Origin of the sequence: Mycobacterium sp. (genome assembly GCF_035570115.1) — a bacterium.
In the GTDB taxonomy this organism is placed as follows: Bacteria; Actinomycetota; Actinomycetes; order Mycobacteriales; family Mycobacteriaceae; genus Mycobacterium.
Window position 1 is genome coordinate 1 of record NZ_DATMLH010000034.1, and the last position, 21,517, is coordinate 21,517.

The following is a 21,517-nucleotide window of genomic DNA, read 5'->3' on the forward strand; positions in this document are numbered from 1 at the left end:
CCCGATGCCGTTGTGTGGTCCGCCCCCGGGCGGCGCGCCCGCCGCGGCGAGGTCGGCTTCGACCTGCGACTGAAAGCCTCGCGGCAGCTCCAGGCCGCCGGAACCGCGCGGGTAATACACCCACGCGAGGCCGGCGTCGAAACGCGCCGCCAGGAATTCCCGCGGGTCACTGCTTGCCGGATCGTGCTCGTCGAGCAGCGCCTGCACTCGCCCGCTCAGATCAAGTGCTGTCGCTTGTTCGGCCTGCTCCTCAGCGCCCATCGGCGTCTCCCATCGATTCAGATACCCGCATCCTCCGCCACCTCGCGAGCCTTGCATACCAGCGCGTCGATCCATCGCAGGGTCGGCGTGCCGGCCGCGGCCTTGTTCTCCGGCACGTCCATCGCGCGCCGCATCACACCTTCGGCGATGACGGCGATCTTCCACAGCCCCAACGCGTGCCAGTACTTCAGCGTCGCCGCGTCCCGCCCGGTCTGCGCCAGGTATACCCGTGCCATCTCGGCACGGTCCGGGAATCCTTCCAGCGCCGTGGCAGCGAAGCCGCCCGCGATGTCCTCCTCGCCCGGTTGGGGCCAGTACGCCAGCAGGCTACCCATGTCGGCCAACGGGTCGCCGAGGGTGGACAGCTCCCAGTCCAAGACGCCGGTGACCTCACCGGTCGTGTGCGAGGTGATGACGTTGCGCAGGTGAAAGTCGCCGTGCACCAACGTCAGCTCCTGCCGCTGCGGTGCGGCGGCGATCAGCCGGCGGGTCAAGTCGTCGAGGGCGGGCAGGTCCCGGGTCTTCGACTGCTCCCATTGCGCGGCCCAACGTTTGAGCTGACGCTGCGCGTACGGCTTGTGGCTGGCCAGGTCATCGAGGCCAGCCCTCTCCAGGTCGACGGCGTGAATCTTGGCCAGGGTGGCGGGCATCGAGAGGCCGATTTGCCTGCGGCGCTGCGGCGTCAACGATTCGGCGATCGGCATCCGGTCCACCACCAGGCCGTCGACGAACTCCATCAACAGCAGCGGGACGCCGGCGGCATCCCGACTCAGCCCGTACACCCGCGGCGTAGGCACAGCCGTGTCGTCCAGCGCCGACAGGATTCGCGCCTCGCGCGCGACGTCGTGCGCCGAGGCCAACAGGTCTCCCAGCGGTGGACGGCGCAACACCCACTTTCGCTCTTGGGCGTCACACACCAGGTAGGTCAGGTTCGACTGCCCCAGCCCGATCCGCTCGAAGCTCAGCGGGGCGCTGAACGTGATCCCGAGCTGCTCGATCCATTCCGCGACTTCGGTCGGATCGATACCGACAACGCCGGAGCTAGCCACCGAGTCCGGCCCCGGCGCGGAACATGAGCGCATTGCCGAGCCGCTGACCGCCGTCGAGCACCAAGGTCTCGCCGGTGATCCAGCTGGCCTCATCCGACACCAGGAACGCGACCGCGGCCGCCACGTCGGCCGGTTCACCAATCCGCCCCAACGCGGTCGACGCCGAGACGGCTTCTTCGTGGTCTTTCCAGAGCGCCTCGGCGAGCCTGGTCCGAACCACACCGGGACAGATCGCATTGACCCGGATCCCCGGTGAAAGTTCCAGCGCCAGTTGCTTGGTGACGTAAATCAGTGCGGCCTTCGTCGTGTTGTACATGCCAGTGTTCGGCGCCTGATGCATGCCGCCGATGGATGCGGTATTGACCACGACGCCGCCGTGCTCGGCCATCCACGCCTTGACCGCCAGCGAGGTCCACAACAGCGGCGCCCACAGGTTGACCTCAAAGGTTTTGGTGAACCGGCCGTGGTCTTGCTCGATCAACGGGCCGTAGGCCGGGTTGGTGCCGGCGTTGTTCACCAGGATGTCGATGCTGCCGAACCGGTCAAGTGTCAGGTCGACGCAACGTTTGGCGGCATCTTCTTCGACCGCATGAGCGGCGACGCCCAGGGCCTTGTCGCCGATCTGCGCCGCGGCCGCATCCGCGCTCTCCTGCTTGCGGGAGGTGACCACGACGTTCGCCCCCGCCTCCGCCAATTGCTGCGCGATCGCCAACCCGATCCCGCGCGACGCCCCGGTGATGATGGCGGTGCGGCCGGTCAGGTCCAACGACACGTCAGCTCACCTTGGCGATCTGGACCGCGGTGGGTTGGTCTCGGTACTTGCGCAGTTCCTGACGGGCGATGGCACGTTTGTGCACCTCGTCCGGGCCATCGGCGAGGCGCAGCGTGCGCAGGTGCGCCCACGCCAGGGCGAGCGGGAAGTCGTCGGTCACCCCGCCGCCGCCGTGCACCTGAATCGCCCGGTCGACGATCGTCAGCGCGACCCTCGGAGCCGCCACCTTGATAGCCGCGATCTCCGTTCGCGCTGCCTTGTTGCCGACCGTGTCCATCAGGTAGGCGGCCTTGAGCGTGAGCAGCCGGATCATCTCGATCTCGATGCGCGCCTCGGCGATCCAGTCCTGAATGTTGGCGTTCTCGCTGATCGGTTTGCCGAAGGTGACACGGGACTGCGCCCGCTTGCACATCAATTCCAGCGCCCGCTCGGCCATGCCGATTGCGCGCATGCAGTGGTGGATGCGCCCGGGTCCAAGGCGTGCCTGGCTGATCGCGAAGCCCTCGCCTTCGCCCTTGAGCACGTCTTTGAGTGGCACCCGCACATCCTTGAAGTCAATTTCGGCGTGGCCCTCGCGGTCCTGATACCCGAATACCGGTAACCCGCGCATCACCGTGACGCCGGGGGCGTCGATGGGAACGACCATCATCGACTGCTGCCGGTGCGGGGCGGCCGTCGGATCCGTCTTACCCATCACGATCATGACCTTGCAGTTCTTGTGTAAAGCGTTGGAGGCGAACCATTTTCGTCCGTTGAGGACGTACTCGTCACCATCGCGCGTCATCGACAGCTGGACATTGGTGGCGTCCGAGCTGGCGACCTGCGGTTCGGTCATCGCGAACGCGGAGGCCATGGTGCCGTCCAGCAGCGGCTGGAGGTATTTCTGCTTGTGCTCGTCGGTGCCGAACAGCGTCAGCACCTCCATGTTGCCGGTGTCCGGTGCGTTGCAGTTGCACGCCTCGGAGGCGAGGTGGCTGCGGCCCATGATCTCGGCGAGCGGGGCGTACTCGAGATTCGTGAGCCCGGGCCCCCACTCGGGGTGCGGGTGGAAGAGGTTCCAGAGTCCCCGCCGGCGCGCCTCCGCCTTGAGCTCCTCCACGATGGGTGGCTGGAAGTGCGGATCGCCGGATTCGCGCATCTGCTGGTCGTAAACGGGCTCGGCGGGATAGACGTGCGACTCCATGAACGCCAGCAAATCCGCCTGGTATTTCTTGGTGCGATCAGACATTTCGAACACGGACATATGAACTCCTCATGATATTCGGCGAAATCGGCGGGTCTCGGCGGGTCTAGGACGAACCTGCCGAATCTGCGTCGAGCAGGCTGCGTTGGTAACGGCGCATGCCGCGCAACCAACGGTCATAATCGGCCGCCTTCTGGCGGTACATGTCAAGCACGCCCGGATGCGGGAGGATCAGGAATCGCTCGTCATCGATTGCCTCAAGGACGATGTCAGCGACCGCGGCCGGCTCCAGCACATCGCCCGCCGCGGTGACCGCCCGGGTGGCGAGGTTGCCCAGTACGCTGCCGGTCTCCTCGCCGGTATACAACAGCTTGGTGTTCACCCCCATCGGGCACAGGCAGCTCACCCGTACTCCCTGGTCGCCATAGGTGATGTTGAGCCACTCCGCGAAGCCGACCGCCGCGTGTTTGGTGACCGCGTAGGTGGCGGAGCCGAGCTGGGTGAGCAATCCGGCCGCCGAGGCGGTGCTCACGAAGTAACCCTCGCCGCGCTCAACCCAAGTGGGCACCAGCAGTTGTGCGGCGCGGGTGTGGGCACGCAGGTTGACGTCGATCGATTGGTCCCATTCGCGCTCGCTGATGTCGAGTCCCGCGACGCCGGTGATGCCCGCGTTCGCGAAATAGAGGTCCACCGGTCCGAATTCGCTGTCCGCGAGATCGATCAGCCGTTGGATCTGCTCGGTCTCGGACACGTCGCCGCCGGCGCTGACGGCCGTGCCGGGCCGGTCGCCGTTCACACTTTCCGCGACTGCACGCGCGGCGTCCGCATCCAGGTCGGCGACCACTACCCGGGCACCCTGCTGAGCCAGCTTCGCGGCCAGCGCGCCGCCGATGCCGCCCCCGCCGCCGGTGACGATAGCGACTTTTTCGGCAACCTTCACAACAGCGTCCTCATCGTCGGGGGCAAGGAATGCGGTCGAAACGAGCTTCCGTCCGATGGCTCGGACTGTAGTTGAATCTGGAGCCAAATTCAACTTCGTCGCGATGACGCTGGCGACTCAACGGTGGCCGGGAAACCGGAGTGCGTTGGCCCAGAGCCGGGTCAGGGTGGACACCATCACCTCGAACTCGGGCGGCTCGCCGTCGCCGTCCTCGCTCTCGCCCATCGTGAACACGCTGTACGCGAGCCGGCTGACCATCCCCGACAGCGCACTCGAGGCGAGCAACGGATCGACGTCGGGGTCGGCGATCCCACGCGCCTGCAAGTCGGCGATCCCGCGGGCGTTCCGCTGGACGAACGCTTCCGCACGGCGCCGGCGGAACGTGCGGAACTCGGGATCAACCTGCGCGACCTGCTCGAGCAGTCCCATCAGCTTGGCATTGCGTCGATATGCCTCGAGATATGCCCGATTGCTGGCCTCGAGCACCGCGTACGGATCATCATGGTCAGCCACCCGGCCCATGCCCGGATGCATCATGTCCCGCTGCGCCTCGTCGAGGACGGCGGCAAAGATCTCCGCCTTGTTGGCGAAGTAGGTGTAGAACGACCCGGTCGCACACTTGGCCGCCTTGGTGATGTCGATGAGCTTGCAGTCGACGTAGCCGTCCCGCTCGAACACCTTCCGCGCGGCGGCGATCAACGCGGCCCGGGTCCGGGCTCCGCGCACCGTCGCGGGTCGTTGCCGCGATGGCGCCGCGGGCTCCATCGACAGCACATTGTCGTGCGCATCGAACGCAGTAGCATCCATTCGTCAAGACTACTTGAATCTGGCCTCAGATTCGAAAATGAGGACCGCGTTCAGTCGGGCAACAGCAGCCGAGTGATCCACGCCCGCGAGTCCGCCGGGTCGATCACGTCGTCGAGCTCGAAGGTGGTGGCCGATGTCAGCGCCTTGCCGTGCTGGTAGGCCGCCTCGACCAACTTGTCGAACAGGTTCTGGCGTTCGATCGGGTCGATGACCGCGGCCAGCTCCTTGCTGAATCCCAGCCGCACAGCACCCTCGAGGCCCATCCCGCCGATCTCCCCCGTCGGCCAGGCCACCGTGAACTCCGGGGCGTGGAAGGAGCCGCCGGCCATACCCATCGCTCCCAGCCCGTAACCCTTGCGCAGGATGATCATCCCGAACGGCACCGTCAGTCGAGCGCCGACAACGAACAGCCGGCTCATCCGGCGGACCGCGCCATCGACTTCGGCGTCGGGGCCGACCATGAAGCCGGGCGTGTCGCACAACGAAATGATCGGCAGCCCGAATGATTGGCACAGCATGAGAAAATCGGCGATTTTATCGGCGGCCTCGGCGTCGATGGCACCGCCGAGATGATGACTGCTGTTGGCCAGCACGCCAAATGCCGCACCTTCGACGCGGACCAGCGCGGTGACCACTCCGACTCCATAGTCGGCCCGCAATTCCAGGACCGATCCGACGTCGGCGATCGACTCGATCGCGTGGTGCACATCGTAGGCTCGTAACCGGTTCTCCGGCACAACATGTCGGGCGTGGCGCGGGTCCGGGGCCTCCCAGTCGTCGAGCTTGCCAACGAAATACGACAGGTACTGCTTGGCCAGCGACACCGCGTGCGCTTCGTCACGGGCAACCAGGCCGACCACTCCATTGCGCCGCTGGATGTCGATAGGCCCGATGTCCTCCGGCCGGTAGGCGCCGAGCCCGCCGCCCTCGATCATCGCCGGACCGCCCATGCCGATGTTGGCGTCGGGGGTCGCGATGATCACGTCGCACGTCCCGGCCAGGGCGGCATTACCGGCGAAACACCGCCCGGAGACGATAGACACCAACGGGACTCGGCCGCTCAGCGCGCCGAGCGCGCGGAAGGTCGGCACATCGAGACCGGCCACATTGGCGACGTCGGTGTCGCCGGGCCGGCCACCGCCGCCTTCGGCGAACAGCACCACCGGGAGCTTTCTGCGGGCGGCCAGGTCGAAGACCCGATCGGTTTTGGCATGGTTGCGCATGCCCTGGGTGCCCGCGAGCACGGTGTAGTCGTAAGACAGCACGACCGCCTCGGCTCCGCCGATTGTCGCGACCCCGGCGACCAGGCCGTCGGCCGGGGTGTTGGCGATCAGGTCCTGCTCGGAGCGCCTGCTGCGCTGCGCCGCCAGCGTCAGCGCACCGTACTCGACGAAGCTTCCCGGGTCCACCAGGGCGGCGATGTTCTCCCTGGCGGTGCGTCGATCCTGCTTGTGCCGCTTAGCAACTGCCGCGGATCGCCCCTCATCGAGAGTGAGCTGGTGACGACGGCGGACCTCGTCGAGGTCCTCACGGGCGCGGTCCAGATCGACGGCGGCCAATCTGTCAGTGCCCTTCGCCCCTGCGCCCGCGCCGGTGCGGGTGAAGACCACCAACGGGTCTCCGGTTCCGACGACCTGCCCGGGCGCCACCAGAGTCCGGACCGTGCATACCGCGTCCGGCGCGGTCAGCACGTGCTGCATCTTCATCGCCTCGAGCACGACCAGCTGCGCGCCCGCCGCGAACTCGGCGTCTTCCGGCGCCACCTCGACCACGGTCCCCGCCAGTTGTGCGCGCAGCACCTCCTCACCCGGATACAGTTCGAGCGGCGCCACTCGGGTCTCATGCCGAGACTGTGCGGCTCCGACCAGGGCGGTGAGGTTCTCGTCGACGAAGCTCGTTGTCAACCAACCTGATTGCAGCCGGCTGTCCGAGAGCATCGCGCGCAGTAGATCGATGTTGGTTCGGATGCCGTCGATACGGAAGTCCGCCAACGCCACGCCTGCCTTGCGTAATGCCGCTGGGAAGGACGAGCCGCGTACGTGAGTGATCACCTTGGCCAGTAACGAGTCATAGCGCGGGCTCGGTGTCAGTCCGGGGCAGCCGTAGGTGTCGACGCGCACGCCGGGACCGGTCGGCGGCGAGAACACCGTCAGGGTGCCCGCCGTGGGTATCACCGACCCATCGGGTGCAAGAGTCTCCATGTTGACCCTGGTCTGGATCGCAATGCCCTGTGCTGCAGCCGGATCGCCGGCGACGTCGTTGCCGTCCGCGCTGATTCCGCCGGGGAGTCCCAACTCGTCAAAAGCGGCGCCGCCGGCGATCGCGAGCTGTAGCGACACCAAGTCCAGCCCGGTGGTTACTTCGGTGATGGTGTGTTCAACCTGGATTCGTGGGTTGACTTCGAGGAACACGAATTGCTCACCGGCGACCAGGAATTCAACGGTCGCCAGCCCGCGGTAGTCGGCGTGCCCGCATAACCTGGCCGCGGCCGCGTGCAACTCGCGACGCAACGTCTCGGAAATACCCTGCGCCGGAGCGATCTCGATGACTTTCTGATGGCGCCGCTGAATGCTGCAATCCCGGTCGCCGAGCGCCAACGCCCGTGTTGCCTGACCGACGGGCGCCGCGACGATCTGCACCTCGATGTGACGCGCGTTGGCCAAATGCGCCTCCGCGAACACCGCCGGATCGCCGAAACCCAGTTGGGCTTCGGCAGCGCACTGCCGATAGGCAGCGTCAATGTGCTCCGCGCTGTCGACTATTCGCATTCCGCGGCCGCCGCCCCCGGCGAGCGCTTTGATCACGATCGCGCCGGCTTGAGCCGCGGCGAACGCACGAATGTCCTCGACGCTGCTGGGCCCCTCGGTGGCCGGCAGTACCGGCACGTCGGCCGCCGCCGCGGCGCGACGGGCCGACGACTTGTTACCGAACATCTCCAGTGCGGCGGCGTCCGGCCCGACGAACGTACACCCCGCCGTCGCGCAAGCACGCGCGAATTCCGGCTGTTCGCTGAGAAACCCGTAGCCGGGATGGATCAGCTCGGCGCCGGACTTCTTGGCTGCCGCGAGGATCGCGGCGTGGTCCAGGTAGGCGGCCGGACCGGCCCCGGGCAGACCGATCGCCTCATCGGCCGCGTGTACATGTGGGGTGTCGGCGTCGTCCTCGGCGTAGACGGCGACTGTACCGAGTCCCAATTCGGTTGCGGTTCTGATGATCCGGAGCGCGATCTCACCACGATTGGCGATCAGCAGGCGCATCACATCCGGTCCTTTGTCGGGTTGACCATATCGCATCCGCATCACATCATCCGCTAAGGCGGCTCAGCAAACTTCGGTCGAACGCAGCAAACGCTGCCCGCCAGACCAGTAGTGTCGTGGCCAGCGGCGATGCAAAGGAGAGAGCCATGAAGCAATACCTCGTCGCGGGTCTGGCCGCCGCACTGATCACCGGAGGGCTGATTGACGCAGCGCCCCCGGCCAGCGCCGGCTGCCAGTACACAGGCATCGATGTCATTAGTAAGTGCGATGGACCCGTCCAGCCTGACGGCACGTGGCAACGTTGCGTGGTGTTTCAACCGACCTATAGCTACCTGCCCAACTCCGTACCCAATTACGGCACTTACGGCGTGGGCAACAAGCGCTGCGATGTGATGGGGCCTGACCTGCATCCTTGGGGTCTCGCCTTCAATGACCCACCGACGCACATCGACGACTGAGCCGAAAACCCTTCGCGGAAGGATGGAGCCATGAAGCAAAACATCGTGGCAGGTCTGGCTGGCATGGTGACGGCAGGCGGGCTGATTACCGCGGCGCCCCCGGCAAGCGCAGGATGCATAGACCCGGACTGGCCAGGGCACCCACTTGCACAGATGTGCGACGACCCCGTCACCGAGGACGGCATGTGGCAACGCTGCGTGACGTATTACCCGAACGGGGTTCGCAATCTCGACGAGACCGACTGCTACCTGATGAGCGCCGGCGTTCCACCTTCCGATGACCCCGTATTGAGCACGCCACCAACGCACATCGACCCGTAGCAGGCCTACTCATTCCATGAGCTGAGCCGGCACCGCTGCACTGACCACTTCTGGGCGCGCCGCCCCGGAGCCGGACGCGCACCGGGTCCGCAGCGGCCACGCGAGCTGACGCAGGTAGCCAGCCGGCTCGGTGTCGTCAATACCGTACTGCGCCGGCCAGCGGTCCGCGGGAAGGTACAGGGTCCCGAACAAGGCGTCCAGCACTGGGAACTCGCCGGCAAAGTTGGTGTTGTAGGCCTGCGGCTCTCGGGCGTGATGCCAGTGGTGGAACTGCGGGGTGGCGATCACCCAGCGCAGTGGGCCCAGCCTGATCCGGACGTTGGCGTGGATGAAAATGGCCTGCACCGTGAGCAGGACGATGAACGCACCCAGGCTGACTCGGCCGAAGCCCAGCGCGTACAACGGCAGGACCGCAACGGATCGACCAAAGATCTCGTCAACGGGATGCAGGTGATTGGCGGCGAGCCAGTCCATCTCGCGCACACTGTGATGCACCCGGTGGAATCGCCACAGCACCGGCACCTCGTGAGCGGCACGGTGTCCGGCGTACCCGCCGACCATGGCGATCGCCAAGCCCGCTGAGATCTGCACCCAGCCCGGACTCGCGCCGACGGCCGTGCGCAGCGGCCCTGGGACGAATACCCGCAACGCGCCACCGACCACGACCACCGAGACGACCAAGCCAAGCTTCAACGCGGCACCGTTGACCAGATAGTGCACCAGATCGGTGCGCCACCCTGGGCGCAGCACCCCACGCGGATGCAGCGCGCACACCCGCTCGAGCGGAATGAAGATGACCGCCAGCACGACCAGCCCGAATACGATGCCGCTGCGCACGCTCAGCGCGGCCAGCACCACCAACGTCGTGAGCACCGCCAACACCGCACCGCTGATCCCGATCTGTGCGCTCGAACCAGTCGGTGCCACGTACACGGTCCGCGGCGAAGGCCCCGCACTGACCGAACCGGTCTTAAGCGAACCGGTCTTGGCCAGCCGGCCCCAACCGGCCAACACCGAACACCCCACAACGATCCCGATCCCACCGGCGGCCAGGTTTTGGGTGGCCACCGCGATCGCAACCATAATGATTCCCGACTGCGCGGCCAGCCCAGCCACGTTGAGTGATCTGCGCCCGGCGAGTAGCCGGTAACCCTGCAATCCGACCGGCAGCATCGTCACCAGCAGCAACAGCGTCGCTAAGGCCATGCCGCGACCTGGATGCGTGTGCGCCGCATGCGCGGTGGCGACCACGGCGCCCAGCAGCCCGGCCATCTCGAGCGCGTGCAACGCTATGAGCGCTGCCACCATGCGGCGTTCGGAATGCATGACATCCAGCATGCTCACTCGATCAGCATCACGGCAAGCGTGTTGCTCAGCTGGTAAGCATCGAGGAGATCATGGCGTCGGCATCGGGTTCGGCTGCCCGCAATGCGTCGGACTGGTTGGAATACAGGTTGATGAAGGACGACAGTCGCGTGGAGGGATTCAGCAGCTCGGTGACAACCCCGTAGACCACCGTTGTGCCCCACTGTGTGATCAGGTTGGCCATGTAGTGCGAACTCATTTTCTGCTGGAAGTTGCTGCCCTGCAACGTCGTCGGCGGATCCGGCATTACCCCCTGCAGGCCCCCTTTATAGTTCGAATTCGCCGCCTGGATGTCGGCTAAGAGTGCCTGCTGGATATCTGTGGAATCAGCGTCCTTGACCTGGACGATCATCTGGGTGGGGACGGACCACGAGCCCGATCCGTTGACCAGTGTCACCTGATTCGCGTCCTGATTTTGGATCGTCCAGCCGAGAGCCGGGGTGACTGAGGTTCCATTTCCGAAATCGATCGGCGGGGTCGAGGCGAACGTCGCGGGTGCGCCCTTCAGCAGTCTGGATACCGCTGCGACGCTGCCGGACACATCGACCTGAGGGATGTTGGCGTTCGACGCATTATGTGAACAGCCCGCCAAAGCGGCGACCACGACCAAACCCTCGGCCACTGGGACAACAAATCCGAGCTTCATCGCCTATCTCCGTTTGTCGGCGTGATATGCCGGGTGGCAAACCCAGTATGGTGTGCTACCCGCACAGTGTCATTCATTTGACTGAAGCGGTGAGAATTCACGGTGATCTTGGCCTGCCACCGCTATTAGGGATCAGGTCGGCAGCCGACGGGAATTTCGGATCGGATCCCGTCGCCCGGCTGCGCGCGGCCGCGATTGCTGTTGGCGCGCTGTTGCTTTCATCTGTGGGGCTTTCGCGCCGCGGAAGTCGCTTGGATGCACATCCGAGGATGCTCGCAGCAAGACGCGTTGCTCTGTTTTTGCCGCGCTGCTCAAGCTGCGACGATAAACTCGGGTTTCGAATGCTCGGAGACTTGAAAGGGATTGCCATGTGTTCGGATCCGCACGGCCCCGACCCGCACGGCCCGGACCCGCATAGCCCGACGCACTCTAACCCCTACCGCCCCGACCTGCCGATTCTTAATCCGCACCCGCCATTTATGAGGATCCCGGACGTTTATGGCGGAGGCTATGCCGACTGGTGGCCTGCCAGCAGGTTTCCCCCGCCTACCGGGCCTGCTTGGGGAGCACCAGGAACCGCGACACCGCCAATTCACTATCAGACAATCGAAGACTACGTTCAGCAGAACGGGATCACAGAAATAACCGTACATCGTGGCGACGCCGGCGCACCCGTCATAAATCTTCCGTGTCCAGCCGGGTGGACCGCTAGCGCCAACATACCCGCCTGGGCCTACACAGCAATGTTTTACACCGGGCCCGAAGCGGCACTTTCCGCTGCGACATCACCACCCAGCATCGTCGCCAAGGTGTCTAAATTTACGGGCAATGTGGATGCGCAGGCGATCATCGACCGGGCGCCGCGTCAAGTCAAGAATCTAAACGGGTTTCACCAAATCGGCAGCGGTAGCAGCGGTGTTCTTGACGGCTACGCGGCCAACGAACTCGGCGGCACCTGGGTAAATCCGAACGGCGAAATCCAGGTCGTCCACCTGCAAACGGCGATCATCCCCAGCCAGAACGGCTTATACATGCTACAACTCTGGTTCAACTGCCTTTCAAATCAGATGAATGCCGCAGGCCTCGGTCTCGATGAAATTGACACGAAATCAGCTATCGTCTTCCCCTTTGGATAAGCCAGGCCGTGCCGATGCCAACAAGTCGAACGGCGCCATCGTCTCGAAAATGGAATATTGACGACTCGTACATCGCGGAGCCCATCGACTGCTCACTCCATCAGTGTGGCCGCAACCGTCGCGCCGAGATTCCAGCACGCCTCAAGGTCAGGCTTGGTCGGCTTGCCCGACACGATGACGGTCTCCCCGACCCGTTCCCACCCCAGCCCGGCGGTGATCCCGTCGATAGCGCGCTCGGCTCCCTCGGTGCCCTCGTTGCCGTGCAGGTATACGCCGAACGGGCGCCCACGGGTGATATCGAGCAACTGGTAATAGGCGCAATCGAACGCGTGCTTTAGCGCACCCGAAATGTAGCCAAGGTTCGCCGTGGTGCCCAGTAGATAGCCGTCAGCTTCCAGCATCTCGACCGGTGACACGATGAGCGCCGGACGGCGTACCACCTCAACGCCTTCGATCTCGGGGTCGGTCGCCCCGGTCACCACCGCCTCGAACATCTCCTGGCAGTGCGGCGATGGAGTGTGGTGAACCACCAACAGCGTCTTACTCATTCGCGACCCTCGCGACCCTGTAGTGCACCATGTAACTCCACGGCGGTCTTCATCGCTTCCCGCGCGCGACCGCGATCTCCCGCATAGTCGTAGGCGCGCGCCAGCCGATACCAGCGCCGCCAGTCGTCCGGATCGCTGTCCAGTTCGGCACGGACCGTGTCGAACAGCGCGTCGGCCGCGTCGCGCTCGATGCGACCGGACGGTCGACGCGGCAACGCGCTGACATCGAGCTCCATCCCGTCGTCGGCGACGAGTCGGGCCAGCTTCTGGTGGGCGAAGCCGGCACGCAACGTGGCGGCCATCGCCCATAGGCCGATGGCCGGCAGTATCAACAGCGCCACACCTAACACGACGGCGACGGCCCGCCCAGAGCTGATCATCAGCACGGCAGTCCGGCCAAGCAACACGAGGTACACCAGAAGCGCCGCGCACATGAAGGCGATCGTCAGCTTCAGGCGCAAAATGCGCCCAGACATGCCAGTCCCGGTCATTGCAGGTTAAGCAGAGATTCAATCCCTACCGTCAGGCCCGGGTGTTCGGCGACCCGACGGACAGCCAACAGCACACCGGGCACGAACGACGTGCGGTCCATGCTGTCGTGCCGGATGGTCAGGGTCTCTCCCGCGGTGCCGAACAACACTTCCTGGTGGGCCACCAGCCCGGCCAATCGCACCGAGTGCACCGGGACGCCGTCGATGTCGGCGCCGCGGGCGCCGGGCAAGCTCGTTGTAGTGGCATCGGGGTTGGGCGGCAACTCTTTTCGTGCCTCAGCGATAAGCGCGGCCGTTCGCGCGGCCGTTCCCGAGGGTGCGTCGGCCTTGTGCGGGTGATGCAGTTCGATGACTTCGACCGATTCGTAGAAGGGTGCCGCCTGCTTAGCGAAGTGCATGGATAACACCGCGCCGATGGCGAAATTGGGCGCAATGAGCACCGACACGTCGGGTTCGGCGGCCAGCCACGCCCGCACCTGTTGCAGTCGTTCGTCGGTGAAGCCGGTGGTGCCCACGACAGCGTGAATCCCGTTGTCGATCAAGAACTTCAGGTTGTCCATCACGACATCGGGATGGGTGAAGTCGATGACGACCTCGGTTTTGTTGTCGGTCAGCAGGCTCAGCGAATCACCGGCGTCTACCTCGGCGGACAGGGTCAGATCCTCGGCGGCCTGCACCGCCTGCACCATGGTCGCGCCGACTTTGCCCTTCGATCCCAGCACCGCTACCCGCATGGTTTCACATTAGACGGGGCTGCCCTGGTGTCAGTTATCCACAGTTCGGCGGCCATCCACAGTTGGGGATTTGGCGGCGGCCGACGCGCGTGGACGTGGGTAACGTTTCGAACATGGGTTCGACTTGCATCGCCGCACCGCCTGAGCTGGCGGCTGCCTTCGATGCGCTAGACGCCGCCTCGGCGGCGATCGGCGAGTTGGACTTCGACACCTACGCGCCTGCGGTTCGGTTGCAAGCACTGCAGCGGCTTGAGAGCGCGCGGCGTCGGGAGGCGGTGCTCAGCCACGATCTGATCGCCGGCTTGACCAAGGAGGATCCGGCCGACGTCGGCGGCCCGGTCCACAGGGTTATCGCGGACTGGTTGCGAATCAGTTGCGCAGAAGCGCGCCGTCGGATGCGTGATGCCGAACAGCTCACCCCGCGGATGACGATTACCGGCGAAACGCTGCCACCGGAGTTGCCGGCGACTGCCCAGGCATGGCGGGCCGGGATGCTCGATCAGCAGCACCTGCGGGTGATCCAGACATTCGTGCGTGACCTGCCGGCGGACACCCCTGTCGACACAGTTGAGTGCGCGGAGCGCTTCCTGGCCGAGCAGTCAGCCCAGCTGCGGCCAGACCAGCTGGAGAAGGTGGCCAACCGGTGTGCCGTGCTGATCAATCCCGATGGGAAGTTCTCGGACGTCGACCGCGCGCGTCATCGCGGCTTTACCTGGTCGGCACAGCGGCCCGACGGAATGAGTCTCGGCAAGCTCGTCGCTTCTCCGGAGCTGCGGGCCAACCTCGACGCCTGGCTGGCCCGGTTCGCCGCCCCGGGCATGTGCAATCCCGAAGATGAAAGCCCATGCGTCGTAAGCGAACCCGACCAGGATCTCGTCAACAAGGACGTGCGCAGTCATGCTCAGCGTCAACACGACGCACTCAACGCCTTGGTGCGCGGCCAGCTGGGCGACCCGAAACTCGGAATGCACAACGGATTACCGGTAACTGTCATCGTGTCGACCACGCTGCGGGAACTCGCCGCAGGCGCCGGGCACGCGGTGACGGGTGGCGGGACACTGCTGCCTATGCGCGACCTGATCCGCATGGCCGGCCACGCCTACCACTACCTGGCGGTGTTCGACGAACACCAAAGCCGCCCCTTGTATCTAGGGCGCTCCCGACGCATCGCGTCCGCGGATCAGCGTGTAGTGCTCTATGCGAAGGACCGCGGGTGTACGGCCCCGGGCTGCGACGCGCCGGGATACTGGACCGAAGTCCACCATGTCGAGGATTGGGCCCGCGGCGGCCTGACCGATATCGATAACCTGACTCTCGCCTGCAAACCCGATCACACGTTAGCCGATAAAGGCTGGCGGACAATCAAGCTCGCCGACGGTCAAACCCAGTGGATTCCGCCGCCGCACCTCGACCACGGCCAAGCCCGAACCAACGACTATCACCATCCCGAACGGTTCTTCGGCGACGAGCCGGCGGGCGCCTGACCGCTGTCGGCGATCAGGCGTCGATCACCACACGGCGGCCAGTGGCGCGTGAGACGCAGACCAGCATCTCGCCGTCGGCCTCTGCGGTGCGACCGCGGCGATTAATCTGCCCGCTGAGGACGTTGACCTTGCACGTCCCGCAAAACCCTTGCCGGCAAGAGTATGCCGTCGTCGGATCATCGTCGAGCATGACATCGAGCGCAGACCGATTGGCAGGAACGTCGAGCACCCGGCGGGATCGCGCAAGTTCCAGCTGGAACGGCACACCGTCGACAACCGGAGGCGGGCTGAACCGCTCGTAATGCAGTGGCGCATTGGCGTGCTCGTCGCGGGCGATGCGCACCGATTCCAGCATTCCGGCCGGCCCGCAGACGTACACCGCAGTCGTCGGCCCGGCGCCGACGAGCAAATCGTCGGCACCGGCGAATCGACCACGCTCGTCGTCGGCCCATACGGTGACCCGGTCGGGAGCCATCGACACCACCTCGTCGAGCAGCGGCATGTATTCGCGACTGCGACCCGCATAGACTGCGCGCCAATTGATTGCGCGCTGCTGTGCGGCGTGCAGCATCGGCAGGATGGGGGTCACCCCGATTCCGCCGATCACGAATAACACGTCACGCTCACCTGCACCGAGATAGAACGCGTTACGTGGACCCTCGAACACCAGCGAGTCGCCGACGTCGAGCGCGTCGTGCATCTCGATCGAACCGCCGCCGCCGTCGGCGATCCGGCGTACCGCGATGCGGTAGTCGGTCCGCCGCCCCGGCGGACCGCACAGCGAGTACTGGCGACGACGGCCGGAAGGCAGCTGCACGTCGATATGCCCACCGGGCGTCCACGACGGGAGCAATCCCCCACCGGCGTCGGCCAGGGTCAACGCGACGACGTCCGGGCTGAGCAGCTCCCGCTTGGTGACAACGGCGGTATGCGTCCGGCCGACCGGCACGACCCGCGACGGTTTCCACCGCGTCGCCGAGGCGAAACCGCCGAGCACCACGCCTACACCCCACAACGCCGTGTAGAGACGGTCCCGCTTGCGGCGACCGTAGATGTCGGCGGGCCTGCTAGCCCAGATACTTTGCGGCACTGCCAATGTCAATTCTTATTGCTGCCGGATGTCGTAGCGCGCCAACAGCCGGACCAACGACGGACTGATCCGGCGCATCGCATAACCAACCCTCGATTCGGCCGCGATCGGCAGCACCGGCGGGCCCGTCTTGACAGACTTGACGATCGCCTTGGCGGTGGCTTCGGGCGTGTAGTTGCGACGGCGGTACGCGGTGTCGGCCTTCTGCCGAGCACGTTCCTGCTCGTCGACCGTCATCCCGGCGTAGACGGTGCTTTTGGCGATGTTCGTGTTGACGAACCCCGGGCAGACCGCCGTGACGGTGATGCCTTCGTCGGCCAAGTCGGCGCGCAGTGATTCGCTGAACGCCAGCACCGCGGCCTTGGTCGTGCCATAGGCGATCATCGACTTCGACGGGAGAAACGCCGCGGCCGACGACACGTTGATGATGGTGCCGCCTTGGCCGCGGTCGACCATCTGCGTTGCGAACGCCCGGCTGCCATTGAGCACGCCGCGCAGATTCACCGCCAAGATGTTGTCCCATTGCGCCGGCGTCGTCTCCAGGAACCGACCCGCCATCCCGATGCCGGCGTTGTTCACCAGGATGTCCACCACGCCGTGCTCGTTGTTGACTTGCGCGGCAAGCTTGTTCATCGTCGTTTCGTCGCCGACGTCGGCCTGGTAGAAGGCGGCATCGGTGCCAACGTCCCGGACCGCTGCGGCAGTCTCCTCTGCCGCGGCGAGATCGCGGTCGACGATCATGACGGCGCGGGCACCTTTCCGGGCCAGCTCGAGTGCGGTGGCCCGGCCTATCCCGGCGCCCGCCCCGGTGACCAGCGCGAGCTTGCCACGAACGTCACGCCGTCCGGTGCCCACGACGGATGCGCCCGCCGACGCCGCGCCGCTGACGACGTGGTCGATCCATTCGCTGGTCAGCCTGGCGACGACGTCCGGCCGCGAAGTCACCACCCAATGGCCGCCTTCGATCGGAATAACCCTGCCGCCCAACGGGATTGATCCGGTGAACCGCTGCAGCGCGGGCGTGACGAAGATGTCCTTGCGCGGCACCAGCACCTGCACCGGAACTTTGGTCGCAGGCAGCTGCGCGCCGGGGGCAAGAAATGGCGCGGGCATGTTGGCCCGGTACAGGTTGAGGCCATTCACGTAGTCGCCGGTTGACCGGACCGGCGCGTGAGATTCGGTCCGGGTGCTCGAGTTGCCGATACGCCCAAAGGCGTCAATGACTTTCACACCCAATCCGGACCGGATCATCAACTCCGGCAGACCGGGGCTCAAAAAGAACCAGATATAACCCGACGCCAGCAGCTGCCTGACCACATCAAAGACGCCGCGCGGAGTGCGCGGCGACCGCAAGAACTTGCCCGCGTAATCCAAGTGCGGTCCCGAGATCGACGTGAACGATGCGATTTTGCTCATCACCGCGTCGTCGGTGACCGCCGCCCAACCTTGAATGGAACCCCAATCGTGGCCCAGCAAGTGCACCTGATCGACACCCAGGCTATCGATCACCGCACCGACATCGGAGACCAGTTGGGGAAAGCGGTAGCCGGACCGGCCGGGTGGGCGGGCGGATTCGCCCGCTCCACGAACGTCATACGCCACCAAGTTGTACCGGCCCTTGGGGTGGCCACCTAGGTGCGCGGCCACCCCGTCCCACAGGTGATGGTTATCGGGGTAGCCGTGAATCGCGAGAACGGTCGGACGCTGCCGGTCGATTTCGGTATAAGCGTGCACGGCCAGCGTGACGCCGTCGGAGGCGGTCACGGTGGTACGGGTCGGCTCGGCAGAAGTGCTAGCCGAAATGGTGGTCATCGATTCCTCTTGGCTCAGTGGGAGGCGCGGGCGGCGGGCGAAATGGCAAGGTAGTCGACCGCCCGCTCGACCCCGCCCAGCTGTGACGGATGGAAATTCGGCTTGTAGTAGGCGGCGATAACCCGTATGAAACGCAACGGCCCAGGCATCAGACCACGTCGCGCGGCGTTGAAGTAATCTCGCCAGCGCGCTTTGGCTCCGGGCGTTCGCTGCGGGTCCACCGAATACATGAATCGCACCCCACGCATCCACATCAGCAGCATCATCGGCGTGACCACCAGCTGGGTGCGCACCTGCCGCCCGTACCCCGCCCGTAGATGCTTCATCACGTCGAAGGCGACGGCCTTGTGCTCGACTTCCTCCGCGCCATGCCAGCGCAGCATGTCCAGCATCACCGGGTCGGTGCCGACCGCGTCAAGCTGCGGAGTGTCCAGAATCCATTCGCCCAGGATCGCGGTGTAATGCTCGATTGCCGCTACGATCGCCACCTGCTCAAGCAACCAGCTGTGCCGTCGTCGCAGACTCCACCCGGGCCGGTCGCCGATCAGCTTTCCGAACAACCAGGCCATCTGGTCGGTGAACGGCGTCACGTTGACATTGTTGGCGGCGAAGTAGTTCAGCACACCGGAATGCGCTTGCGAATGCATCGCCTCCTGGCCGATGAATCCCTGCACGTCGAGCCGCAGTTGGTCGTCCTTGATCAACGGCAAGGTCTTTTTGAATACGTCGACGAAGAACTCTTCGCCGGCGGGCAGCAGCAGGTGCAGGACATTCAGCATATGGGTGGTGAACGGCTCACCCGGCACGTAGTGGAACGGCAGCTTCGCCCAGTCGAAGTCGACGTCGCGCGCCTCGAGGACCAGTCGTTCGTGCTCGTCCGGCGCCCCCCGAGGTGACAGATGCGGACCGACAGCGTCGTTGTTGACCGTGAACATCGTGCATCCCCGCCTTCAGCTCAGCTTTACAAAGTCAAGCCTAATGTCTAAGGCCCGCTCGCACAGCAGCATACCCGGTACCCCCGGTATCGGGAAAATATTCTAAGTCGGCGCGGCCCCGCGCAGGTGCTCGAAGATCAGCGACGTCTGGGTGCCGGCCACGTCGGCGTCGGCGTTCAGGTTTTCCACGACGAATGAACGCAGGTCCTCGGTGTCGCGAGCAGCGACGTGCAAGATGAAATCGTCGGCACCGGCCAGGAAGTAGACATCCATCACCTGGGGCCTGCGCCGAATCTGCTGAATGAAGTCGCGGATCTTGCCGCGGGCGTGGGACTGCAGGCTGACCGAGATCATCGCCTGCAGCGGCAATCCGACCGCGACCGGGTCGATGTCCGCGTAGAAGCCGCGAATCACACCCAAGTCCACCAACCTCCGGACCCGGCCGTGACAGGTCGACGCGGCGATGTCGAGTTCGGCGGCCAACGCGCTGTTGGTGATGCGCGCGTCCGCGTGCAGCAGGCTCAAAATTCGGCGGTCCACGTGGTCGAGACCGGCCGACCGAAGATCCTTCGGCGTCACTCGATTATTGGCCGCACTTTCCGTAATTTCTGCGGGCATTAGTCGATCTTACAGACGTGTCTTCATGGTATTTGAATGATGTCCGAGCTTTCTTCACAATTGAGTTGAGGTCTTTGCCGGCGATTCAGGCGGGTCGGGCGATTCTAGGGAGCCATCATGTACGTCGGAATTCCAACCGAGACCAAGAACAACGAGTTCCGAGTGGCGATCACCCCCTCCGGCGTCGCCGAGCTGACCCGCCGTGGTCACGAGGTGTTGATCCAGGCCGGCGCCGGCGAGGGCTCGGCAATCGCCGACGGCGATTTCAAGGCCGCGGGCGCGCAAGTGGTCGCCACCGCAGAGGAGGTGTGGGCCCAGGGCGATCTGGTGCTCAAGGTCAAGGAACCGATGCCGATCGAGTACACCCGGATGCGGCGCGAGCAGACCCTGTTCACCTACCTGCACCTGGCCGCCTCCCGTGCCTGCACCGACGCGCTGCTGGCTTCGGCCACCACCTCGATCGCCTACGAGACCGTCCAGACCGCCGACGGCGCGTTGCCGCTACTGGCGCCGATGAGCGAGGTCGCCGGGCGGCTGTCCGCTCAGGTCGGTGCCTATCACCTGATGCGCACCCACGGCGGCCGCGGCGTGCTGATGGGCGGCGTGCCCGGTGTCGAGCCGGCCAACGTCGTCGTTGTCGGCGGGGGTACCGCGGGCTACAACGCCGCCCGTGTCGCCGACGGGATGGGCGCAACGGTCACGGTCCTCGACGTCAACCTCAACAGGCTGCGCGATCTCGACACCGTGTTCGGCGGCCGAGTGCAGACCCGCTACTCGACCACCTTGGAGCTCGAGGAAGCCGTGAAGCACGCCGACCTGGTCATCGGCGCTGTGCTGCTGCCCGGCGCAAAGGCTCCCAAATTGGTGTCGAATTCTCTTGTCGCGCAGATGAAACCGGGTGCGGTGCTGGTCGACATTGCCATAGATCAGGGTGGCTGCTTCGAGGACTCCCGCCCGACCACGCATGACGACCCGACGTTCGCCGTCCACGACACGTTGTTCTACTGCGTGGCGAACATGCCCGCTTCGGTGCCGAAAACGTCGACGTTCGCGTTGACCAACGCCACGATGCCCTATGTGATCGAACTCGCCGACCACGGTTGGCAAGCGGCTTGTCAGTCGAATCCTGCGCTCGGTAAAGGCCTTTCGACGCACGACGGAGCCCTGCTGTGTCAGCGGGTGGCCGCCGACCTGGCGCTGCCGTTCACCGACCCCGCCGTCGTGCTGACCTGACGGACTGCCCGCAGTAGCCGCGTGCTACACAGACCGCGTGAGTTCACTCGCCGACGAGACCCGTTGGATGGATGCGGTCGACCAGGCCGCCCTGGTGAGAAACGGTGAGGTGACGCCGCTCGAATTGCTCGAAGCGGCCATCGAGCGCATCGAGCGCATCGACCCCGTGCTCAACGCAGTGGTGATCCGCTGGTTCGATCATGCCCGCGACACGGCCCGCGCTGAGCTGCCCGACGGGCCTTTCCGTGGCGTGCCATTCCTGATCAAGGACCTGTTCGCCGGCTATGCCGGGCAGCCCATCAGCAACGGCAACCTCGCATTCAAAAACGAGAAGGTGATATCGGATGCCGACACCACATTGGTCACCCGCTACCGCC

The 21,517-nt window shown here is 65.2% G+C and carries 21 protein-coding genes and 1 pseudogene; 6 read left to right on the forward strand and 16 right to left on the reverse strand.

What is annotated here, in order from left to right:
• The 7 genes and pseudogenes from VNW74_RS02375 to VNW74_RS02405 form a co-directional block, all read right to left on the reverse strand.
• Window positions 1–261: pseudogene (locus tag VNW74_RS02375) on the reverse strand (acyl-CoA dehydrogenase); the annotation flags it as partial.
• Between the two features lie 17 nt (window positions 262–278).
• Complete coding sequence (locus VNW74_RS02380; protein ID WP_414686581.1) at window positions 279–1,343, reverse strand: phosphotransferase family protein; 1,065 nt, start codon at window positions 1,341–1,343, stop codon at window positions 279–281.
• Window positions 1,303–2,082 (reverse strand): SDR family oxidoreductase, encoded by a 780-nt coding sequence (locus tag VNW74_RS02385; protein ID WP_325675008.1) that lies wholly within the window; start codon window positions 2,080–2,082, stop codon window positions 1,303–1,305. Before VNW74_RS02385 ends, VNW74_RS02380 begins: the two co-directional genes overlap by 41 nt.
• A 1-nt stretch (window position 2,083) precedes the next feature.
• Entirely contained in the window at window positions 2,084–3,325 is a 1,242-nt protein-coding gene (locus VNW74_RS02390; RefSeq protein ID WP_325675009.1) for an acyl-CoA dehydrogenase family protein, read from the reverse strand.
• A 46-nt stretch (window positions 3,326–3,371) separates the two neighbouring features.
• Entirely contained in the window at window positions 3,372–4,205 is an 834-nt protein-coding gene (locus VNW74_RS02395; RefSeq protein WP_325675010.1) for an SDR family oxidoreductase, read from the reverse strand.
• 117 nt (window positions 4,206–4,322) lie between these two features.
• The gene (locus VNW74_RS02400) at window positions 4,323–4,970 is read right to left on the reverse strand and encodes a TetR/AcrR family transcriptional regulator (protein WP_325675025.1); all 648 of its coding nucleotides are present in this window, start codon (window positions 4,968–4,970) and stop codon (window positions 4,323–4,325) included.
• A gap of 92 nt (window positions 4,971–5,062) precedes the next feature.
• Window positions 5,063–8,269, reverse strand: coding sequence for an acetyl-CoA carboxylase family protein (locus VNW74_RS02405; RefSeq protein ID WP_325675026.1), 3,207 nt, complete (start codon window positions 8,267–8,269; stop codon window positions 5,063–5,065).
• 146 nt (window positions 8,270–8,415) lie between these two features.
• Between VNW74_RS02405 and VNW74_RS02410 the strand changes: the two genes are divergently transcribed.
• Both VNW74_RS02410 and VNW74_RS02415 read left to right on the forward strand, forming a co-directional pair.
• The gene (locus VNW74_RS02410) at window positions 8,416–8,727 is read left to right on the forward strand and encodes a CDGP domain-containing protein (RefSeq protein ID WP_325675011.1); all 312 of its coding nucleotides are present in this window, start codon (window positions 8,416–8,418) and stop codon (window positions 8,725–8,727) included.
• 30 nt (window positions 8,728–8,757) lie between these two features.
• A complete protein-coding gene (locus VNW74_RS02415; RefSeq protein WP_325675012.1) occupies window positions 8,758–9,048 on the forward strand; it encodes a CDGP domain-containing protein in 291 nt (96 codons plus the stop codon).
• Window positions 9,049–9,057: 9 nt separating this feature from the next.
• Here the strand turns inward: VNW74_RS02415 and VNW74_RS02420 are convergent, their stop codons facing one another.
• The gene (locus tag VNW74_RS02420) at window positions 9,058–10,386 is read right to left on the reverse strand and encodes a sterol desaturase family protein (RefSeq protein WP_325675027.1); all 1,329 of its coding nucleotides are present in this window, start codon (window positions 10,384–10,386) and stop codon (window positions 9,058–9,060) included.
• A 34-nt stretch (window positions 10,387–10,420) separates the two neighbouring features.
• The gene (locus tag VNW74_RS02425; RefSeq protein ID WP_325675013.1) at window positions 10,421–11,059 is read right to left on the reverse strand and encodes a hypothetical protein; all 639 of its coding nucleotides are present in this window, start codon (window positions 11,057–11,059) and stop codon (window positions 10,421–10,423) included.
• A gap of 77 nt (window positions 11,060–11,136) precedes the next feature.
• On the opposite strand from VNW74_RS02425, the gene VNW74_RS02430 reads away from it, so the two are divergent.
• Window positions 11,137–12,195 (forward strand): LpqN/LpqT family lipoprotein, encoded by a 1,059-nt coding sequence (locus VNW74_RS02430; RefSeq protein ID WP_325675014.1) that lies wholly within the window; start codon window positions 11,137–11,139, stop codon window positions 12,193–12,195.
• Window positions 12,196–12,287: 92 nt separating this feature from the next.
• Here the strand turns inward: VNW74_RS02430 and VNW74_RS02435 are convergent, their stop codons facing one another.
• From VNW74_RS02435 to dapB, 3 genes are read right to left on the reverse strand one after another with little or no spacing between them, the layout of a single operon-like run.
• The gene (locus tag VNW74_RS02435; RefSeq protein WP_325675015.1) at window positions 12,288–12,743 is read right to left on the reverse strand and encodes a flavodoxin family protein; all 456 of its coding nucleotides are present in this window, start codon (window positions 12,741–12,743) and stop codon (window positions 12,288–12,290) included.
• Entirely contained in the window at window positions 12,740–13,219 is a 480-nt protein-coding gene (locus VNW74_RS02440; protein WP_325675016.1) for a hypothetical protein, read from the reverse strand. The genes VNW74_RS02435 and VNW74_RS02440 overlap by 4 nt, the downstream gene beginning before the upstream one ends.
• Window positions 13,220–13,230: 11 nt before the next feature.
• Window positions 13,231–13,968, reverse strand: a complete 738-nt coding sequence (dapB, locus tag VNW74_RS02445) for a 4-hydroxy-tetrahydrodipicolinate reductase (protein WP_325675017.1) — start codon at window positions 13,966–13,968, stop codon at window positions 13,231–13,233.
• A gap of 113 nt (window positions 13,969–14,081) precedes the next feature.
• On the opposite strand from dapB, the gene VNW74_RS02450 reads away from it, so the two are divergent.
• Entirely contained in the window at window positions 14,082–15,452 is a 1,371-nt protein-coding gene (locus VNW74_RS02450) for an HNH endonuclease signature motif containing protein (RefSeq protein WP_325675018.1), read from the forward strand.
• A gap of 13 nt (window positions 15,453–15,465) precedes the next feature.
• On the opposite strand, the gene VNW74_RS02455 is transcribed toward VNW74_RS02450, so the two are convergent.
• The 4 genes from VNW74_RS02455 to VNW74_RS02470 all read right to left on the reverse strand — a co-directional run bounded on the left by VNW74_RS02455 (window position 15,466) and on the right by VNW74_RS02470 (window position 19,907).
• The gene (locus VNW74_RS02455) at window positions 15,466–16,548 is read right to left on the reverse strand and encodes a PDR/VanB family oxidoreductase (protein ID WP_325675019.1); all 1,083 of its coding nucleotides are present in this window, start codon (window positions 16,546–16,548) and stop codon (window positions 15,466–15,468) included.
• A gap of 9 nt (window positions 16,549–16,557) precedes the next feature.
• The gene (locus VNW74_RS02460; RefSeq protein ID WP_325675020.1) at window positions 16,558–18,354 is read right to left on the reverse strand and encodes an SDR family oxidoreductase; all 1,797 of its coding nucleotides are present in this window, start codon (window positions 18,352–18,354) and stop codon (window positions 16,558–16,560) included.
• Window positions 18,355–18,368: 14 nt separating this feature from the next.
• A complete protein-coding gene (locus VNW74_RS02465; protein ID WP_325675021.1) occupies window positions 18,369–19,289 on the reverse strand; it encodes a metal-dependent hydrolase in 921 nt (306 codons plus the stop codon).
• Window positions 19,290–19,391: 102 nt separating this feature from the next.
• Window positions 19,392–19,907 (reverse strand): Lrp/AsnC family transcriptional regulator, encoded by a 516-nt coding sequence (locus VNW74_RS02470; RefSeq protein ID WP_325675022.1) that lies wholly within the window; start codon window positions 19,905–19,907, stop codon window positions 19,392–19,394.
• A 117-nt stretch (window positions 19,908–20,024) separates the two neighbouring features.
• On the opposite strand from VNW74_RS02470, the gene ald reads away from it, so the two are divergent.
• The gene (ald, locus tag VNW74_RS02475) at window positions 20,025–21,140 is read left to right on the forward strand and encodes an alanine dehydrogenase (RefSeq protein WP_325675023.1); all 1,116 of its coding nucleotides are present in this window, start codon (window positions 20,025–20,027) and stop codon (window positions 21,138–21,140) included.
• Between the two features lie 37 nt (window positions 21,141–21,177).
• Window positions 21,178–21,517: amidase family protein (locus VNW74_RS02480; RefSeq protein ID WP_325675024.1), on the forward strand; the 340-nt coding region annotated here is incomplete at its 3' end.